Here is a 16,922-nt window from a genome sequence, read left to right on the forward strand (position 1 = left end):
GTGTTTTATTCTGACAGGATGACGATATGGCGTTGCCAAGAACCACTCTGGAGCAATGGGTGGTGTTACAAACGGTGATTGAACAGGGCAGTTACGCGCAGGCGGCAACGGTGCTCAACCGCAGTCAGTCCTCGGTCAGTTATGCCCTGAGCGGGTTACAGGAACGCATCGGTTTACCCTTGCTGGAAATTAACGGCAGAAAGGCGACGCTGACCGAACAGGGGGGCGCTTTACTGGCGCAGGCAACACCGCTGATATCGGCATTTTTACAGCTTGAACATCGGGCTGCCGGGCTGAAAGACGGTGTGCGCACCGAACTGAGTCTGGTGGTCGACAGCGTGTTTCCCAAAAACAGACTGTTCCGCGCACTTAAACACTTTCAGTCGCAATTCCCGGATACACGGGTGCATCTGACTGAGATTTTACGCGGGGAAAGCCTTGCACAACTCAGTGAACAATCGGCCGATTTGTACATCACCACGCTCGCGCCTGAAAACGCAATCCATGGACGTTTTCTGCTGGATGTGGACTTTGTTCCGGTGGCGAAAAGCGATCATCCGCTGTTGTCTTTGCCTGCTCCGCTGACCGCTCAGGATCTGGCGCGTTTCCCGCTGATCAGCGTCGCTGACCGTCACGCGCCGCCGAAAGATAAACATCCGGCAGGCACGGTGGCACAGTGGACATTCACCACGGTCGGTGCGGCGCTTGAAGCAATTACGGTGGGCGTTGGTTACGGCTGGCTGCCGCTGGAAAGCGTGGATAACGCGCTGAAAAACGGATTGCTCAGCCGCCTGATGTTGTCAGCCAGAACCGTCAGGCAAACGTCGCTGTATATGGTGCTGGATGATGAAACGCAGCGCTATGATCAAACGGTCAGTGCGCTGGCGAAAAGTATTCTGCAGGAGTGCAGTTTGCTGCCGTGAAATCCGGCAGCAAACCGTTTCATAACGCTGTCCCGGTCAGCGGGAGGCTTTACAGGCGGCAAGAATATCGAGCTGAGGGTCACGTTCTGACGTCTGTACATTCATCGCGCTGAGCACGGTGTGGAACAGATTGTCCTGTGAGACCTCTTTGTCCGCCGCATTGTCTTTCAGGCATTGCATGTCGATTCCCTGCGCTTTCGCATAATTATCGGAAAGCCAGAACAGCATCGGAACATGTGTCTGCTGCGCAGGTGCCACGCTGTATGGCGTGCCGTGCAGATACAGACCGTTTTCGCCCAGCGATTCACCGTGATCAGAAAGATAAATCACCGCCACATTGTATTTGTCCTGATACTGCTTCGCTTTTTCAATGACCTGTGACACCAGATAATCGGTGTAGAGCAGGGTGTTATCGTAGGTATTCACCAGCTGTTCCTGCGTACAGTTTTCAATGTCGCTGCGCGGACAGTCAGGTGTGAACTTGCGGAATTCCGGGGGATAACGTCTGGAATACGTCGGCCCGTGACTGCCAATCAGGTGCAGGGCAATCAGGGTGTTTTTTCCGTCGTTTTTAATATCCTCATCGATATTTTGCATCAGCGCCATGTCGTAGCAGGTGTCGCCGTCGCAATATTTGCCGTCATTTTTAGTCGGGATAATGACGTTTGGCACGCGGTCACAGACACCTTTACAGCCTTCGTCGTTATCTTTCCAGAAAACGGAAACGCCAGCTTTATGCAAGATATCCAGCAAGCCTTCGCTGTTTCGGGCGCGGTTAGCGTCGTAGCTGGTGCGTTTCATATTCGAGAACATACACGGCACGGAAATCGCCGTCGCCGTGCCGCATGACGTCATTTTGCTGAAACTCACCACATCCGCAATGGCCTGCGTGTACTGGTTAGTCGGTTTGCCATAACCATTCCACGACTGATTTTGCGCCCGCGCGGTTTCACCCACGACCAGGAAGACCAGATTCGGTTTCTGGCCTGTTTGCTGCACCAGTTTTGCATCGTTGCCAATCGTCTGGAACGGCATTTTCGGCGTGAAATAACGGTGATTCATGTACTGGAAAGCGCTGTACAGATAGTTAGTCGGGACGATTTCCAGATTGAGCGTGCGGTTGTTACGCCCCACAGACGCATAATCTTTATAGAAAACACCGGCGATCGACGCCACTACCAGCAGTGAAATCACCATCGACAGCAGACGCACACCGAGGCGGCGCAGGCGGGTTTTTTCATAGCTTACCGGCGTTAGGAATAACAAAATCGCAGGCAGTATGCCGGTAAACACAAACCACAGCACCACCTTCAGGTTGAGGTACGACGTCGCCTCAGCCGATTGCGTCTCGATAATGTTTTCAATCATGCTTCGGTCAAATACGACCTGAAAGGTCATCATCGCAAAACTGGCGAGGGCGCTGACCGGCAGCACAATGATGAAGAAGGGCTTAAGCAACGGCCGGACGCTAAAAGGGGTGAACACAAAGTTCAGCGCAGCAAACAGTGCGACAGGAATGCTCAGGGCAAAAGCCAGGTTATAAGCGGGCAACGCATGGAGAATGCGATAAAAATGCAGCAGAATCGGCAAGTTAACCACAAAAGTGAAGTACAGCGTTAAGAGCAAGGTCAGCTTGAAATAGCTGATTTTTGGCAATAAGTAGCGCAATGCAAACTCCCAAAAGGGGTGAAAAAGCCAACGTAATGCGAGGCAAACATAACGTGCAGGAATGGATGGCAGGAATCATATTAATTCAAGCTTAAGAAAGCCTTAACGGGAGTGTCATAAATGTTTTACGTGATGGGTTTTTAGAAAAGGTTCAGAAAATAAATAAAATATAGTTCACCTGTTTTCCCCTCCGAAACCCTTATCCTGTGCGGTATAGCGGAGCGTTGTTTAATCTAAACCGTTTCGTTTAAGCCTTTCTGAGTGCGTTCCTTCCGCTCATTTTGACCTTCCCTGATTACTCCTGACACGTTTAATTCACCACTGGCGGCTTACCGGCTGTCAGAAGGACGTTTGTGTTGATTTCATCTTCGGCCACCATCGCGGCCAGCAGTATCATTGAATCTGGTGTCATTATCGGCCCGCGGGTGGTTATCGGGCCTTTTTGTATTATTTCCGCCGGTGTGCAAATTGGTGAAGGAACAATTATTTCTTCGCATACGGTCATCAACGGCAATACGAAAATCGGGTCAGATAACCAGATCGGCATGGGCTCTTCGATTGGCGAAATCAGTCAGGATCTGAAATATGCCGGAGAAGCTGCCGGGCTTGAAATCGGCAACCGCAACAGGATCGGCCGCCACGCAACATTGCATCGGGGAACCGCACAGGGCGGGGGATTGACCCGTATCGGTGATGACAATACTTTCGAGCGCGGTGTGCATATCGGCCATGACTGTCTGGTAGGGAATGCCACGTTTATGGGCGAGAACAGCGGACTGGCCGGACACGTTGTGCTGGGAGATGACACCTGCATTGAAGCTATGTGCGCGGTGCATCAGTTTTGCATTATTGGTACGGGAGTCCGCTTGCTGGCCGGATCCTGCGTTGTGCAGGATGTGCCGCCTTATGTTCAGGCGGGCGGAAACCGCGCGTCGCCGCAGGGGATTAATGAACAGGCCGGAGCATTCAGGCAGGCAGAACCCGCTGTGCGCGAGGTGATCCATTATCTGTATGACCTGCTTTATCACCAGCAGGCGGCGGTCGAAAAAGTGAGACTGGAGATCGGGCGTCTGAGTGTTGAATATCCGTTGCTGTGCCACTTCAATGAATTTTTCCTCCGTTCAGCTCGCGGTATTGTGCGCTGAACGGAGGAAAGGACAGTCAGGCTTCGAGGGCTAACAGCGCGAAAGTCGCCAGCCAGTGTTCGCCCATATAGGTGCTGTCGAGGTGATCCAGCGCGCTGTGCAAATGGGCTTCGGCGGTCTGGCGCAACAGTGCAGCACGCGGATCACCGGCAGGTAATGCCGACGCCAGCGAACGCTGACACCAGGCGCGGCTGAGATTGAGTCCGTCGAGATGGCCGATTTTGCCATCATTGCGGTCAGTCACAGTCGCCGGTGTGAACAGCGTCGCCGGCTGGCTGTGTGCCAGTTCCGGCAGGAAACGCCCGAACCAGGTGACAAAGGCGTCGCGAGGTAACACGCGGCGCATCAGTTCGGCTTCCATCAGGGAAGGGGAAAGGAATTCATCACCACCCGGTTCCCACGCCTGACAATGTACATCTTCCAGATGCCAGCGCAGTGCCGTTTCTTCGATGGTTGATGCCAGCGAAGTATGTTTAACGCTGCGCGCATAATCGAGCGTCAATGCCAGAGCAAAGGCGGTATTAAAGTGACTGCCGACGCGCAGCGGATACGTGGCTTTAGGCAGGAAGTCAGTGAAGCTTTTCTCAAAGAAGCGACTCATCGGTGCCAGCGTTTTGGCCCATCCTGCAGCCTGCGGCAATGTCATTTCATGCAACTGCTGAGTCAGCGCCAGAAACCACGCCCAGCCATAAGGCCGCTCAAATCCGTTATGTTGCGGCTGTTGCAGATACGCCATCTCACCCGAGACGTTTTCGGCGGTAAAATGCTCCGTCACCACGCTGATGATTTTTCCGGCTTCCGGCAGGTCAGGAAAGCGATCCAGCAAACGTAATAACAGCCAGTAACCATGAACGCAGGAATGCCAGTCGTAGCTGCCGTAAAAAATCGGATGCAGCTGGCGCGGGGTCTGCGCATCCGCGGCGCTGCTCATGGCGTGCATGATTTTATTAGGATACTCGCGCGTTAAATGATTCAGCGCCAGCGAGGCAAAACGGGACGCCATTTCTGGCGTCAGAGTAGTTGTCGGTTGCGTTGTCATCTTTTCCCTTATCAGAAACGGAACACAAAGAGATACATAAAGGCGGTGTTGACCAGCAACAGCAATACGCCGGTTTTCCACTGTGCTTTGATCACGCCATTTTTATCCTGCAATTCAAGTAACGCCGCCGGAACGATGTTGAAATTCGCAGCCATTGGCGTCATCAGTGTTCCGCAAAAACCGGACAACATCCCGATAGCGCCCATAATCGCGGGGTTTCCGCCCAGCTGATTCACGATGAGCGGCAAGCCGATACCCGCTGTCATCACCGGGAAAGCGGCGAAACCGTTGCCCATAATCATGGTGAACAGCGCCATGCCGAAGGTATAAGCGATAACAATCGCCAGCGGAGATCCCAGTGGAATAATGTTTTTCACCAGTTCAGACACCACGCCGCCGACGCCCGCCAGCGCAAACAGCGCGCCGAGTGCGGCCAGCATTTGCGGCAAAATGGCCGCCCAGCCCACGGTATCCATCGTCTGACCGCCCGCTTTTATCGCCTTAACCGGCGAATCGCGCAGCATCACCAGCGCGGCAATAAATGCCACCAGCGTGCCGATCACCAGTGAAATCAGCGTAACGTTTTTGGCTTCCACCAGCGGGGTGTATTTCAGTGTCAGGGTGCCAATCAGGGTCACAATCGGGATCAGCAGGGCAGGAATGAACAGTTTATTGCCAAAACGCTTCGCACCCGCTTCACGTTTTTCCACCATTTCCGGCTGATCATTGTCTGTTTTGCCTTTCCCGAGTTTTCCGGTACCGGCAATAATGGCCAGTAATATCGCCATGCAACCGGTGACGAAATGCGGTAACTCGCCGCCAAACAGGAAGGTAATGCCGTAAATGCCCCAGAACAGCGCGTTTACATAACGGCGCGCGTTGCTTTTATCGCGCAGGTTAAAGAAGGCGTAAGCGCAAAACATCAGTCCTGCGAGGATATAAACGGTTTGTAAGCTGATCATTTCGCTGAACTCCCGTGATGAACGTCAAAACGTTTTGCCAGCGAGCGGTCAAGCAGCCACAAACGAATAAAGTGGATAATCAGCGCAGCGATAGCCGTCGGGATTGCCCAGACCGAAAGATGCAGCGGCTCGACGTTAATGCCGTATTGCTCGAGAAAACCTTTGATCAGCAGGATGGATTGCACGGCGATAAAGATATCCTCACCGAAAAATACCGCAACGTTATCCGCCGCCGCGGCGTGAGCACGGATTTTCTGGCGCACATCATTGGGTAAATCACCGTATTTGGTGGTTGCCGCCGCTTCTGCCATCGGTGCAATCAGCGGGCGAACCATCTGCGCGTGGCCGCCCAGAGAATTGAGCCCCAGCGCAGCGGTCATCTGGCGCAGGAAGAAATACAACATCAGCACACGGCCGGTGGTGGCAGCGTGGAATTTCGAAATCAGATGCCGCGCCTGTTCCTTGAGGCCGCTGCGCTCAAGAATGGCAATCACCGGAAGCGTCAGCCAGATCAGACCCATATAACGGTTATCGGTAAAGGCTTTGCCGAAAGCGCTGATGATCTCAACGGTGTGCATACCGCCCGCCAGCCCGGTTGAAATACCGGCGACGGTGACCACTAATAATGGATTAAACCGCAGTGCGAATCCCAGCACGACGATCGGAATACCAATTAAAACCCACATGGTGTGTCCCTCAATGTTGTTGTGTTTGTTTTATATTTTTGATGGTTCTCTGCCTGGTGAATACACCGGTAATAACCCTGTGTAATTACATAGATCTAATTCGCATAAAAAATGCGTGAAGCGGAAAGTAACAAGCGTGATGACTGAACGCAAGATGGAAAAAATAGCGAAAAATCTCACAGGGGAATGGTTAAATAATGCAGTGAATTAATCCTGCAATATAAATAACTGACCGCAGATTTTTATCTGGTGTATCTGACAGGTGAGGGGGGAAATAGCAGAATAATAAACCCGGCGCTCAGGCCGGGTTTGCAGGGCAGAGAGGAAAGAGAAAAGCGGTTATTCGTCGTCCTCGTCGCCGTAATATTTCACGCCGAGTTTGATCAGTCCGCGCCCCTGCGATTTGCGATGTAAGTTGCTGTCACGTAAGGAATAAACGCATCCGCAGTATTCCTGCTGATAAAAACGCTCGCGCTTGCTGATTTCAATCATTCGCGCTGAACCGCCTTTTTTACGCCAGTTATAATCCCAGTACACCATGCCCGGATAAGGGGCGGCTGCACGTTCGCCGCAGCCGGTAATTTGTTTCATATCTTTCCAGCGCGAAATACCCAGACAACTGGTAATGGCACTGAAACCATTTTCCCAGGCATAAAGTGCCGTGCGTTCAAAGCGCATATCAAAACACATGGTGCAGCGCTCGCCGCGCTCAGGCGCATTTTCCATTCCTTTAGCGCGCTCAAACCAATTATCGGTGTCGTAATCTGCATCAATAAAGGGAATGCCATGCTGCTCAGCGAAACGCATATTTTCTTCTTTGCGCAGCATATATTCTTTCTGCGGGTGAATATTCGGGTTGTAGAAATAGATTGTATAATCGATCCCCGACGCCTGAATGGCCTCCATCACTTCACCTGAACAGGGCGCACAGCAGGAGTGCAGCAGCAATTTATCGTGACCTTCAGGGAGTGTGAGCTTTTCGCGGATGAGTTCAGACATTGTTATTCACCAGAATGTAGGATTTTCTTTATCTATTAATACCCTCCGATCATAGAGAACCCAGCGTGACTGTCAAAATTTTCTTGCGGGTTTACGCTTGCGTAGAAGGGCGGTGTATTGTTCAGTGCTATGATAAGGATGATTGCAGGGCGCAGCCCGCTACACAGAGATTTTAAGGAAACAGGTAATGCAGATTATGAGATCGAATCAAATTCGCTGGCTCAGTGTGTTGATTGTGATGGGCGGGCTGTTACTGATTCTTCCTCTTCATTTACTGGCATGTTTTATTGCCGGTTTTTTAGTGTTTGAACTCATCAACGCCCTGACGCCGTACTTTCAGAAAATCATCAGCGGAGAACGTGCCCGCTGGGTTGTGGTCGCGGTTATCGGTACGCTGGTCGTCAGTTTCCTGACGGTGGCGATTGCCGGTATTGCCGATTTTCTGATGGAAGATATGAAAAATCCGGTGGCCTTTAATGCCATGGTGTCGCGTTTGCTTTCCGACGCACAGAGCCGTCTTTCGCCGGTATTGCTGCATTATCTGCCCGCCAATATTGAAGAGTTACAGCGCAGTTTCCTGCAATGGTTACGCGAGCATATTGTGATGATTCAGGCTTTCGGCAAGAACGCGGCACATGTGTTTCTGACGATGATTATCGGCATGATCCTCGGCGCGATTATTTCGCTTCAGCAACCGAATCACGGTGAACATCACGCGCCGCTGAAAAAGGAACTGTTGCAGCGGATGCGTTTGCTGGGTGAAGCCTTCCGCAATATTGTGTTTGCTCAGTTCCAGATTTCGCTGATCAACACCGTTTTGTCCGGTATTTTCCTGTTCGGGATTTTACCATTGTTCGGCATTCACCTGCCGCTGGCAAAAACGCTGGTGGTGGTAACGTTCGTGTGCGGATTGCTACCGGTGATCGGTAATCTTATTTCTAACACGCTGATTTTCATCGTCGGTCTTTCCCTTTCATTGTGGGTCGGCGCGCTGGTACTGGCGTATCTGATCATCATTCACAAGGTGGAATACTTCCTGAATGCGCGTATTGTCGGCAGCCGTATTAAGGCGAAGTCCTGGGAAGTTCTGCTGGCGATGCTGGTCTTTGAAGCCGCGTTTGGTATCCCCGGCGTCGTGGCCGCACCTATCTATTACGCGTATATGAAAAGCGAACTGAAAGAAGCGGGTCTGATTTAATCCTTTCTTAAAACATGGCGCCTTGCCCGCAGGGCGCCACTGTTTAGTCACTGTACAATCCTTTCAAAAAATCCTGAAAAAAACAGATTCAGGCAAGCAATAGCGAGAATCGTTATATCTGTTTGTCATCTAAAACCCGCATAATTTCCTGGTGCCTGCAGTTCGTGCGGGCATGAAGTATTCCGTTTGCCTACCAGGAGAAAAAAATGACGCTTAACGTTCGTGGTTTCGCTGCACATTCAGCGGATGCGCCTCTCGCGCCTCATAACTTTGTTCGCCGTGACCCGCGTGATACCGACGTTGTGATCGACATTCTTTACTGTGGCGTGTGTCACTCAGACATCCACCAGGCTCGTAACGAATGGCATCAGAGCATTTATCCGATGGTTCCGGGCCATGAAATTATCGGTCGCGTTAAACACGTTGGCGCGAAAGTAACAGGCTTCAACGTCGGCGATACCGTCGGTGTCGGTTGTATGGTCGATTCTTGTCAGCACTGTGAGTCCTGCGCAGAAAGCCTGGAACAGTACTGTGAAGAAGGCGCTACCATGACCTATAACAGCCTTGATCGTCATGACAACATGATGACTTATGGCGGTTATTCTGAAGAAATCGTTGTTTCAGAAAAATTCGTACTGCGCGTTTCTGAAAAGCTGGATATCAAATCTGCCGCCCCGCTGCTGTGTGCCGGTATCACCACTTACTCTCCGCTTAAGCACTGGAAAGTGGGTAAAGGCCATAAAGTCGCGGTGGTTGGTTTAGGGGGTTTAGGTCACATGGGCCTGAAATTCGCTAAAGCGCTGGGTGCGGATGTGACGTTATTCACCCGTTCTAAAGGCAAAGAGCAGGAAGCTTACCGTCTGGGCGCTGACCACGTAGTGTTGTCTACCGACGCAGAACAAATGGCCGCAGTGAAAAATCACTTCGACTTTATTCTGGACACGGTACCGAACCCGCACGACCTGAATCCGTACCTGGAAACCCTCAAGCGTGATGGTACGCATATTCTGGTTGGCCTGATCGAGCCAATCGAACCTGCGCTGCACAGCGGTAAACTGGTCATGGGCCGCAAAACCGTTGCCGGCTCCCTGATCGGCGGTATCGCGGAAACCCAGGAAATGCTGGATTTCTGCGCTGAGCATGACATTTCCTGTGATGTGGAAATGATCGACATGCAGGATATCAACGGCGCTTACGAACGTATGCTGAAAAGCGACGTGAAATACCGCTTTGTTGTTGATATGGCTTCACTGAAAAACGCCGGTTAACTTTTATTGCGCATTGAAACGCGTGTATTGCGCATTGGATAGCGTGTGTTGCACGCTGAAGAGCATTTATTACGCGTTGATTAGCAATATTGGCTAAATAGCGACCTAATGCGTCTGTCCTGAATATTGAGTTAAATCAGCAGGGCAGGCGCATTGTGGCGAAATTTACTCTTTACACGTTTCTGTGACTTCTCGGCTTGAAAGCGCGGTGGTATCCTGCTGCCTTTCGCCGGGCGAAGGAAAACCAGTGGCTAAGAGTTTTGATGAACTCATCAGAGACATGGATCTGATGATTGAACATGTGGACAGGCTGAAAGACCTGCCGCCACGTGCAGCGCAACCAACCGCTGCGGACAAACCTGCGTACGATTCTTTCGGTGAGATTTTCGCCCTGAAAGCCGTGATGCGGGCTTTTATTTCTTCTGTCGACACGATTGTTAAAGTGCAGATTGCGAAGAAAGTCGAACAGGATATTGGCCATCTGGAGAACACCGTGCGGTCAATTGGCGGTGGCAGTGCTGACGCGGAAGACGTCGCGCAAATTACGGCTTATGTCCGTAATGCAGTTTCAGAGCTCATGGATTAATCCAGCACGCAACATTCGTGCTGTAAAATGCCGGTCACCGGGTCTTGTAAAGACAATATGTGACCGGCTTTTTTTTGGACTTTCTCACCCATAGGCGCGGCGTCTAAAAGCGTCTATTCTTGCCTTAACTCCTTTTGCCGGTGTCGTTTATGTCTCAGGATTACCGCTATTTCGCGTCAGCACGACGCAGATGTTATGCCCTTTTATTTGATCACCGCACACGCAGCGGTCGCCGGATGGAAACCTTCTGGATTGTTATCTCGCTGCTGAGTGTCATTTCTTTGTTCATTGAGTCGAGCGCAAGTGATCTCTTCCCCAATTCGCCGAAGATATTGCTACAGCTTGGCCTGATGGAAGTGGTGTTCACCACCGTGTTTACGGTGGAATACGTGCTGCGGTTGATTTCCTCACCACGAAAAACTCGCTACCCGTTTAGCTTTTTTGGGATTGTCGACCTTTGTACTGTGTTGCCGATGTATATCATCTGGTTGATACCGTCGCTCACGTTGTCAACGAATCTGATGGTGCTGGTACGTCTGCTGAGAGTCCTGCGGGTACTTCGGGTGCTCAAATTGCTGCGCTATATGAGTGATGCCGGGCTCTTGTGGCGCAGCCTGATGCGCGCGCGACGTAAACTGGGCATCTTCTTCGGCTTTGTGGCGATCATCTTGTGTTTATTTGGCGGACTGATGTTTGCGGTAGAAGGGGGGAATGACGGTTTTAGTTCACTGGGAACCTCAGTTTACTGGGCGGTGGTCACGCTCACCACGGTCGGTTACGGTGATATCACGCCACATACCGCGCTGGGGCGAATGCTGGCATCGGTGCTTATTCTGCTCGGGTATTCCATCATTGCCGTTCCTACCGGGATTTTGACCGCTTATATGTCACAAGAGTTGGAAAAAGGACGTGCGGCGCGTTCTTGTCAGATTTGTCTGCATTCAAGACATGAAATTGATGCAAAATTTTGTGCGCATTGCGGAGCGGTTCTTGAAGCCGATACTTCCCAACCTGTTGAAAAATAGCCTGATAACTGCTCAATGATTGTACTATCTGGTACGTATTTCGACTATTTTTGGGGTTTACCTCACCATTGCATTAAAAAGAGTTGCTATTAAAGGGCAGTCATGAGTAAATACATACCGGCCTGTGGTACAGACCTATTTATGCACGACATCCTGAGTAAAGTTGTTCCAATTTAAAGCGTTATCCATGATAACCCTGCTCTGACGAATTTCCTTCTTAGTGCCTCCATAAGTAACGACTGAAATCCGGCTATAACATGCCCATGGTGGCGAAATTTATTTTTAAAAGGTAATTCCTATGTCAATGATGAAAGGTCAGGTTAAGTGGTTTAACGAGTCTAAAGGCTTTGGCTTCATCACTCCTGCTGACGGCAGCAAAGATGTGTTCGTACACTTCTCCGCTATCCAGGATCAAGGTTTCAAGACCCTGGCTGAAGGCCAGAACGTACAGTTCACTATCGAGAACGGTGCTAAAGGTCCGTCTGCGGCTAACGTTACCGCTATCTAATCTTGCTTTACCGCTGTTTCAGCGATAAACGTAAAGATAACAAAAACCCGCATGCGCGGGTTTTTTTACGTCTGTAGTTTGTCGATCTGGCTTATGGATCCTGTGTCAGGATGTCATTTGCGGATGCAGAAGGCGGAGTTTGCTCTGCAATAACTGCTTTGCCGGAAGGTGCTGGCAAAAGAACAAAAAAAAGCCCGCATAGTGGCGGGCAAAAATATTTCTTATGACATTCATTGTTGTACTCCCTCGGGGGTGAGCACGCTGTCAGTATAGTGGATATCAAAGTCAGGATTCTGGCCGCAATATGTTAAGGAAATGCAAATTAGTGCCGCAGGGTTATTTTCTGCTTTTCAGGCTAACTTTCCCCTCGCCACCTGCTTTTGTGTGGCGGTCTGTACTACAATAAACATAATTGAAAACCATGGGATAACCTGATGAAAGTTAATGATCTTGTGACAGTGAAAACCGACGGTGGACCACGCCGTCCGGGTAAAGTATTAGCCGTTGAAGAGTTTTACGAAGGTATCATGTATCTGGTGTCGCTGGAAGATTATCCGGCAGGCATCTGGTTCTTCAATGAAGGTGACAGCAAAGACGGCACATTCGTCGAACCGCGCGAAGGCACCGAATAGTCTTCGCCTGCAAACAGGCTGTCGGCATAAAAAAAACACCAGGGCAAATGCCGCCGGTGTTTTTGTTTCAAAGGCTGTCTTTTAAAGCAATGTTGCGGGATCAGAACGTTTCCCAGTTAGGCTGTTCGCTGGCCTGTTTGGATGAACGCGAGTCCGGGGCGGAAAGGGGGCGAACCGGTGGCTGGCGCTTTGCCGGAGCTCGTTGAGTGGTGCCCTCAAGACGAAATACCGCGACGGCCTGAGTCAGACGCGCAGCCTGTTCTTCCAGCGATGCCGCCGCCGCAGAGGCTTCCTGCACCAGTGAGGCGTTTTGTTGAGTGACGCCGTCCATTTCCGACACGGCCAGACTGACCTGACTGATCCCGCGGCTTTGCTCGTCAGAGGCGGAAGCGATTTCACCCATGATATCCGTGACATGACCGACGGCGGTGACGATTTCAGACATTGTATCGCCTGCGTCGCCGACCAGAATGCAGCCTTCGCCCACGTAATCGACGGATTCTTCAATCAGCGTTTCAATTTCTTTCGCGGCCTGCGCACTTCTTTGCGCCAGATTGCGCACTTCGCTGGCGACAACGGCAAAGCCACGGCCCTGTTCGCCCGCCCGCGCGGCTTCCACCGCGGCATTCAGCGCCAGAATATTGGTCTGGAACGCAATACTGTTAATCACGTTGGTGATTTCAGCAATTTTGGATGAGCTGCGCGAAATTTTATCCATCGTCGTCACCACATCTTCCACAATGCTGCCGCCTTTTTGCGCTTTGCGCGAAGCATCAGCGGCCAGTTTGCTGGCGTGATGGGCATTTTCCGAGTTCTGTTTCACGGTCGCGGTCAGTTGTTCCATGCTGGCGGCGGTTTCTTCCAGCGCAGCGGCCTGTTGCTCGGTGCGGGAGGAAAGATCGGTGTTACCGGAAGCGATTTCCGTTGAACCCTGATAAATCGACACGGCACCTTCACGCACGGTCAGCACCGTGGACGCCAGAGAGTGCTGCATCTGTTCAACATTGCTGCTCAGCACACCGATTTCATTGCGACCATTGCTCTGACCTGGTTGAGTCAGGTCGCCTTCGGAAATTTTCTGAATACGCGTCACCAGACGGTTAAGCGGATTAATGATCACTTTGCGCATCACCAGATAGGTGATGAAGGTCAGTACCAGCGCCAGCAGGAAGCCGCCCGCCATCAGCGTATAACCGAGAACGGCGTTACGCTGGGCTTTGTCATTAATGGCGTTGGCGGTTTCGGTGCGATAGGCGATGGCAGCCAGTAACGGTATGTTGTTGGCCAGATCGAGGTTGCGCACGGTCTCCGCTTCCTGAGAAATGACTTCTTCAAAATGCGCCTGTTTGGCTGATTCCAGCATCGGTGCCATGCCTTTGGTCAGATAATCGTTGTAAGCTTTTTTCAGCGGCTCATCGAGCGCCAGATCCTTTTCTGTTTTATTCGGGCGATTGATATAGCTCTCAAAAGAAGACTGCGATTGTTTAATCCGGCTGGCGGCGTCAGTCAGGTTCTGATTGAACACATCCTGATCGCCGACACGGGCAGCAGCAGCGGCCTGGATCAGCAACAAACGCGCCGTGCGCAGATGGTTAGAACTGTTAGAAAGCGCCAGACGAATTTGCAGTTCCTGCGTGGCATTCGCGAGTGCGGCATTGCTTTGCTTAAGAAAGAAGCTGGACGTACCGATGGAAATGGCGAAAAGAAACAGGATCCCGGTGAGGATCAGGCTAATCAGGGTAATCAGTCGAATATTGCTGATGAAAGACGTTCTGGAATCTGAAAGGGTAGGAGTATCCATATTATTTTATTCCGCTCTGTTGATCCTGCATACCGTCGGTTCCGGACGGTAAGTAACAGCGATGTAGACATTGCCAGCGGGCAAGTCCTGCCGTGACGAAAAGAAAGCGCCAATAAGATTCATCGGCATTTGAGCGGAGGTATTCAGTTTATATTTGTGGCGCAGATCGCATTTTTACAGATTTATCGCGTTCGCTACAGGCTACGTCAAGACACAGCCTGTTGCGGGGACCGGAGAGAGGCTAATTAACGTATATTCCGTTGGTGAGTTGGTCACACAAACGAACAACGTGATAAATAATATGTTTATTCGGTGACTTTATTTTCCGCTTAATATTTCCTTTATATGAAGACACCGTTTTTGTTTTGATTTGCAACTTATCGGATATTTCAATCGTTCCGTTACCTGACATCCACATTCTTAACGTGGCGGATTCTGAACGGCTGAGCATCACCGGTCTGATATCCAGCGCCGCACAACTGGCCGGATCCTGTGCCTGCGGCAGTGAGGGATGATTCAGTAACTGACGGAGCGTTGCTGCCTTAATTGATTTCGAGGTGATAATCACGTTCTTTCGAACAAAAATATATTCTTCAAAATGAATACGCGTACGCGACATGAAGATAAAAAATAACGTTTCAGGGCAGTCAGTAATCAGTTCACCCAGCCGCTCTTTGTTATGCGACTGAGACAACATGCAATCCTCATTAATAAACACCACAGAGGGTTTGAGTCTGACGCATCCGGCCTGAAGCTGGTCAAAACTGCTGGCGTAACTGATTTCCTGTTCGCTGGTGAGTAATTGTTGCAAGCCCAGACGGGTATACCGGCATGGATCCAAGATTATCGTTTGCATAGTAAGTCCTCGTAGGACGTCCTTGTTCTGCATAATGATTGGATTCTTTGGTGTCAGCACAAAGCGCAAAGAATGCGCGCTGACTCTACTTTTTGCATGAAAGTTGACCGGTTGGAAGTGTTATTTTCAACCGCTCACAGACAGGGAGGTTTTTGATTAATTTGGTTTATGTCAGGATTAACTTTGTAACTGAACAAAAAAAGGAAACTAATTCGGATTATTCTTAATGGATGTAAGGACATAGAAGAAAGGCTTAATAACAGGCGTGTTACAGTAACACTCTGTAACACTTCGCAGGGAGATGATGATGCTGCTTATGCTTAAAAACAATTCACGAATGAAAAATGGCAACAAAAGCGGACGCAGCGTGTCAGCGCTGCGTCACTGTGATTACCAGTAAGATTGCCAGCACTGGGTCAGGCGCGTCAGGGCTTCAACATAAAAATAATCGCCCCAGCTGCAACACTCATCCACGCCTTTACCGCTCGCCATGTGATACACAGAATGCTTAAGCAGACCATCACAATCTTCCTGCTCACCGGTCAGATAATTCTCAGTCAGTGAATCCATGATGCGAAGCGCCATTTCCTCATAACAGGCGCGCTTGTCGTCCGTGGCGGGCAGGGTCGTTGCCAGACTCAGCAGGCCGCACACCGCAATGGCAGCGGCTGAACTGTCGCGAACGGCATCGGTGCCCAGCAGCGCCAAATCCCAGTGACACACATCATCTTCCGGCAGACGGTTAAGGAAATAATGTGCCAGGCAGCGTGACAGCTCGACCTGTTCTTCATCACCGGTATAACGGTAGCTGAGCAGGAATCCGTAAATGCCCCAGGCCTGACCGCGAGACCAGCATGAATAATCCGCATAACCCTGATGCGTGTTGCCGAAACGCGGTTCACCGGTCACGGTATCCATGTAATACGTGTGATACGTCGACGCGTCCGGGCGCACAATATATTTCGCAGCCTGCTCCGCATGGGCGCTCGCCGCGTCTGCAAAGCGAGGTTCGCCGGTTTGTTCACTTGCCCAGTAGAGCAATGGCAGGTTCATATTGCAGTCAATAATCATGCGCCCGGCCTGTTCCGGATCCTTTAAATCCCCCCATGCCTGAATGATTTTTGCTTTGCTATTGAAGCGTTCCATCAGAGCTTCGGCCGCCAGCAGGGCAAATCCGCGTGCCTGACGGTTGCCGGTCAGTTTAAAGGCGCTGACGCAGGACAAACTGTAGAGAAAACCGAGATCGTGCGTGGCGGTATCAATGCGGTTAGCGATGCGGTTACCAAATGACGTCACCTGTTTTTCTGCCGCCAGCCGGTAACGGTCGTCGCCGGTCATCTCAAACGCCAGCCACAGTTGTCCGGTCCAGAAACTGGTGGTCCACTCCACATTCTCCGTCAGTTTGTAGTGGCCGTTTTCGCAGGTTTCTGCCGGAAACTTATCGCCAAATTTATCCAGATTGCGGGAAATTTTACTGAGCACCACCTGGCGTGCCCGTTGTAATTTTTGCGCGAAAGCAATTCTGTCCAGCTGGTTCAGTTCAACGGGCAGTAACTTTTCTTTCGTGATGTTGAGCGTCATAACGTCTCCCTTTTGCAGAGCAATAAGTGTCTTAGAGTCAATGGA

At 50.9% G+C, this 16,922-nt stretch carries 16 protein-coding genes; 8 read left to right on the plus strand and 8 right to left on the minus strand.

The features are described from left to right. Nucleotides 1-26 precede the first annotated feature (26 nt). On the plus strand, nucleotides 27-923 hold the full coding sequence (locus tag EC840_RS03010; protein ID WP_132963952.1) for a LysR family transcriptional regulator: 897 nt from the start codon (nucleotides 27-29) through the stop codon (nucleotides 921-923). Nucleotides 924-959: 36 nt separating this feature from the next. Here the strand turns inward: EC840_RS03010 and EC840_RS03015 are convergent, their stop codons facing one another. Next, nucleotides 960-2,591 carry a phosphoethanolamine--lipid A transferase gene (locus EC840_RS03015; RefSeq protein ID WP_132963953.1) on the minus strand — a complete coding sequence of 544 codons (1,632 nt, stop codon included), beginning with the start codon at nucleotides 2,589-2,591 and terminating at the stop codon, nucleotides 960-962. Nucleotides 2,592-2,947: 356 nt separating this feature from the next. Between EC840_RS03015 and lpxA the strand changes: the two genes are divergently transcribed. After that, the gene (gene lpxA, locus EC840_RS03020; protein ID WP_240783345.1) at nucleotides 2,948-3,736 is read left to right on the plus strand and encodes an acyl-ACP--UDP-N-acetylglucosamine O-acyltransferase; all 789 of its coding nucleotides are present in this window, start codon (nucleotides 2,948-2,950) and stop codon (nucleotides 3,734-3,736) included. Nucleotides 3,737-3,752: 16 nt separating this feature from the next. On the opposite strand, the gene EC840_RS03025 is transcribed toward lpxA, so the two are convergent. The 4 genes from EC840_RS03025 to EC840_RS03040 form a co-directional block, all read right to left on the minus strand. Beyond that, nucleotides 3,753-4,775 (minus strand): DUF2891 domain-containing protein, encoded by a 1,023-nt coding sequence (locus tag EC840_RS03025; protein ID WP_132963954.1) that lies wholly within the window; start codon nucleotides 4,773-4,775, stop codon nucleotides 3,753-3,755. Nucleotides 4,776-4,786: 11 nt separating this feature from the next. Continuing rightward, entirely contained in the window at nucleotides 4,787-5,737 is a 951-nt protein-coding gene (locus tag EC840_RS03030) for a DUF979 domain-containing protein (protein ID WP_129638746.1), read from the minus strand. Beyond that, entirely contained in the window at nucleotides 5,734-6,423 is a 690-nt protein-coding gene (locus tag EC840_RS03035) for a DUF969 domain-containing protein (RefSeq protein WP_132963955.1), read from the minus strand. The genes EC840_RS03030 and EC840_RS03035 overlap by 4 nt, the downstream gene beginning before the upstream one ends. A 339-nt stretch (nucleotides 6,424-6,762) precedes the next feature. Continuing rightward, complete coding sequence (locus EC840_RS03040) at nucleotides 6,763-7,422, minus strand: epoxyqueuosine reductase QueH (RefSeq protein ID WP_120163425.1); 660 nt, start codon at nucleotides 7,420-7,422, stop codon at nucleotides 6,763-6,765. A 187-nt stretch (nucleotides 7,423-7,609) separates the two neighbouring features. Between EC840_RS03040 and EC840_RS03045 the strand changes: the two genes are divergently transcribed. From EC840_RS03045 to dsrB, 6 genes are all read left to right on the plus strand, one after another. Then, nucleotides 7,610-8,620 carry an AI-2E family transporter gene (locus EC840_RS03045; protein ID WP_112289259.1) on the plus strand — a complete coding sequence of 337 codons (1,011 nt, stop codon included), beginning with the start codon at nucleotides 7,610-7,612 and terminating at the stop codon, nucleotides 8,618-8,620. A gap of 206 nt (nucleotides 8,621-8,826) precedes the next feature. Continuing rightward, the gene (locus EC840_RS03050) at nucleotides 8,827-9,888 is read left to right on the plus strand and encodes an NAD(P)-dependent alcohol dehydrogenase (protein WP_129638747.1); all 1,062 of its coding nucleotides are present in this window, start codon (nucleotides 8,827-8,829) and stop codon (nucleotides 9,886-9,888) included. A 247-nt stretch (nucleotides 9,889-10,135) separates the two neighbouring features. After that, the gene (locus EC840_RS03055) at nucleotides 10,136-10,474 is read left to right on the plus strand and encodes a hypothetical protein (RefSeq protein WP_112289261.1); all 339 of its coding nucleotides are present in this window, start codon (nucleotides 10,136-10,138) and stop codon (nucleotides 10,472-10,474) included. A 149-nt stretch (nucleotides 10,475-10,623) separates the two neighbouring features. Next, nucleotides 10,624-11,499 (plus strand): ion transporter, encoded by an 876-nt coding sequence (locus tag EC840_RS03060; RefSeq protein WP_132963956.1) that lies wholly within the window; start codon nucleotides 10,624-10,626, stop codon nucleotides 11,497-11,499. Between the two features lie 298 nt (nucleotides 11,500-11,797). Beyond that, nucleotides 11,798-12,007 carry a transcription antiterminator/RNA stability regulator CspE gene (gene cspE / locus EC840_RS03065; protein WP_013575246.1) on the plus strand — a complete coding sequence of 70 codons (210 nt, stop codon included), beginning with the start codon at nucleotides 11,798-11,800 and terminating at the stop codon, nucleotides 12,005-12,007. A 434-nt stretch (nucleotides 12,008-12,441) separates the two neighbouring features. Next, on the plus strand, nucleotides 12,442-12,639 hold the full coding sequence (gene dsrB, locus EC840_RS03070; RefSeq protein ID WP_112289263.1) for a protein DsrB: 198 nt from the start codon (nucleotides 12,442-12,444) through the stop codon (nucleotides 12,637-12,639). A gap of 100 nt (nucleotides 12,640-12,739) precedes the next feature. Here the strand turns inward: dsrB and EC840_RS03075 are convergent, their stop codons facing one another. From EC840_RS03075 to EC840_RS03085, 3 genes are all read right to left on the minus strand, one after another. Further along, complete coding sequence (locus tag EC840_RS03075; protein WP_132963957.1) at nucleotides 12,740-14,440, minus strand: methyl-accepting chemotaxis protein; 1,701 nt, start codon at nucleotides 14,438-14,440, stop codon at nucleotides 12,740-12,742. Between the two features lie 241 nt (nucleotides 14,441-14,681). Next, nucleotides 14,682-15,296 carry a transcriptional regulator RcsA gene (gene rcsA / locus EC840_RS03080; RefSeq protein WP_112289265.1) on the minus strand — a complete coding sequence of 205 codons (615 nt, stop codon included), beginning with the start codon at nucleotides 15,294-15,296 and terminating at the stop codon, nucleotides 14,682-14,684. A 390-nt stretch (nucleotides 15,297-15,686) separates the two neighbouring features. Further along, on the minus strand, nucleotides 15,687-16,877 hold the full coding sequence (locus EC840_RS03085; RefSeq protein ID WP_132963958.1) for a glycoside hydrolase family 88 protein: 1,191 nt from the start codon (nucleotides 16,875-16,877) through the stop codon (nucleotides 15,687-15,689). Nucleotides 16,878-16,922: the final 45 nt, after the last annotated feature.

It is taken from the genome of Rahnella sp. JUb53 (genome assembly GCF_004346065.1).
Lineage (GTDB): Bacteria > Pseudomonadota > Gammaproteobacteria > Enterobacterales > Enterobacteriaceae > Rahnella > Rahnella variigena.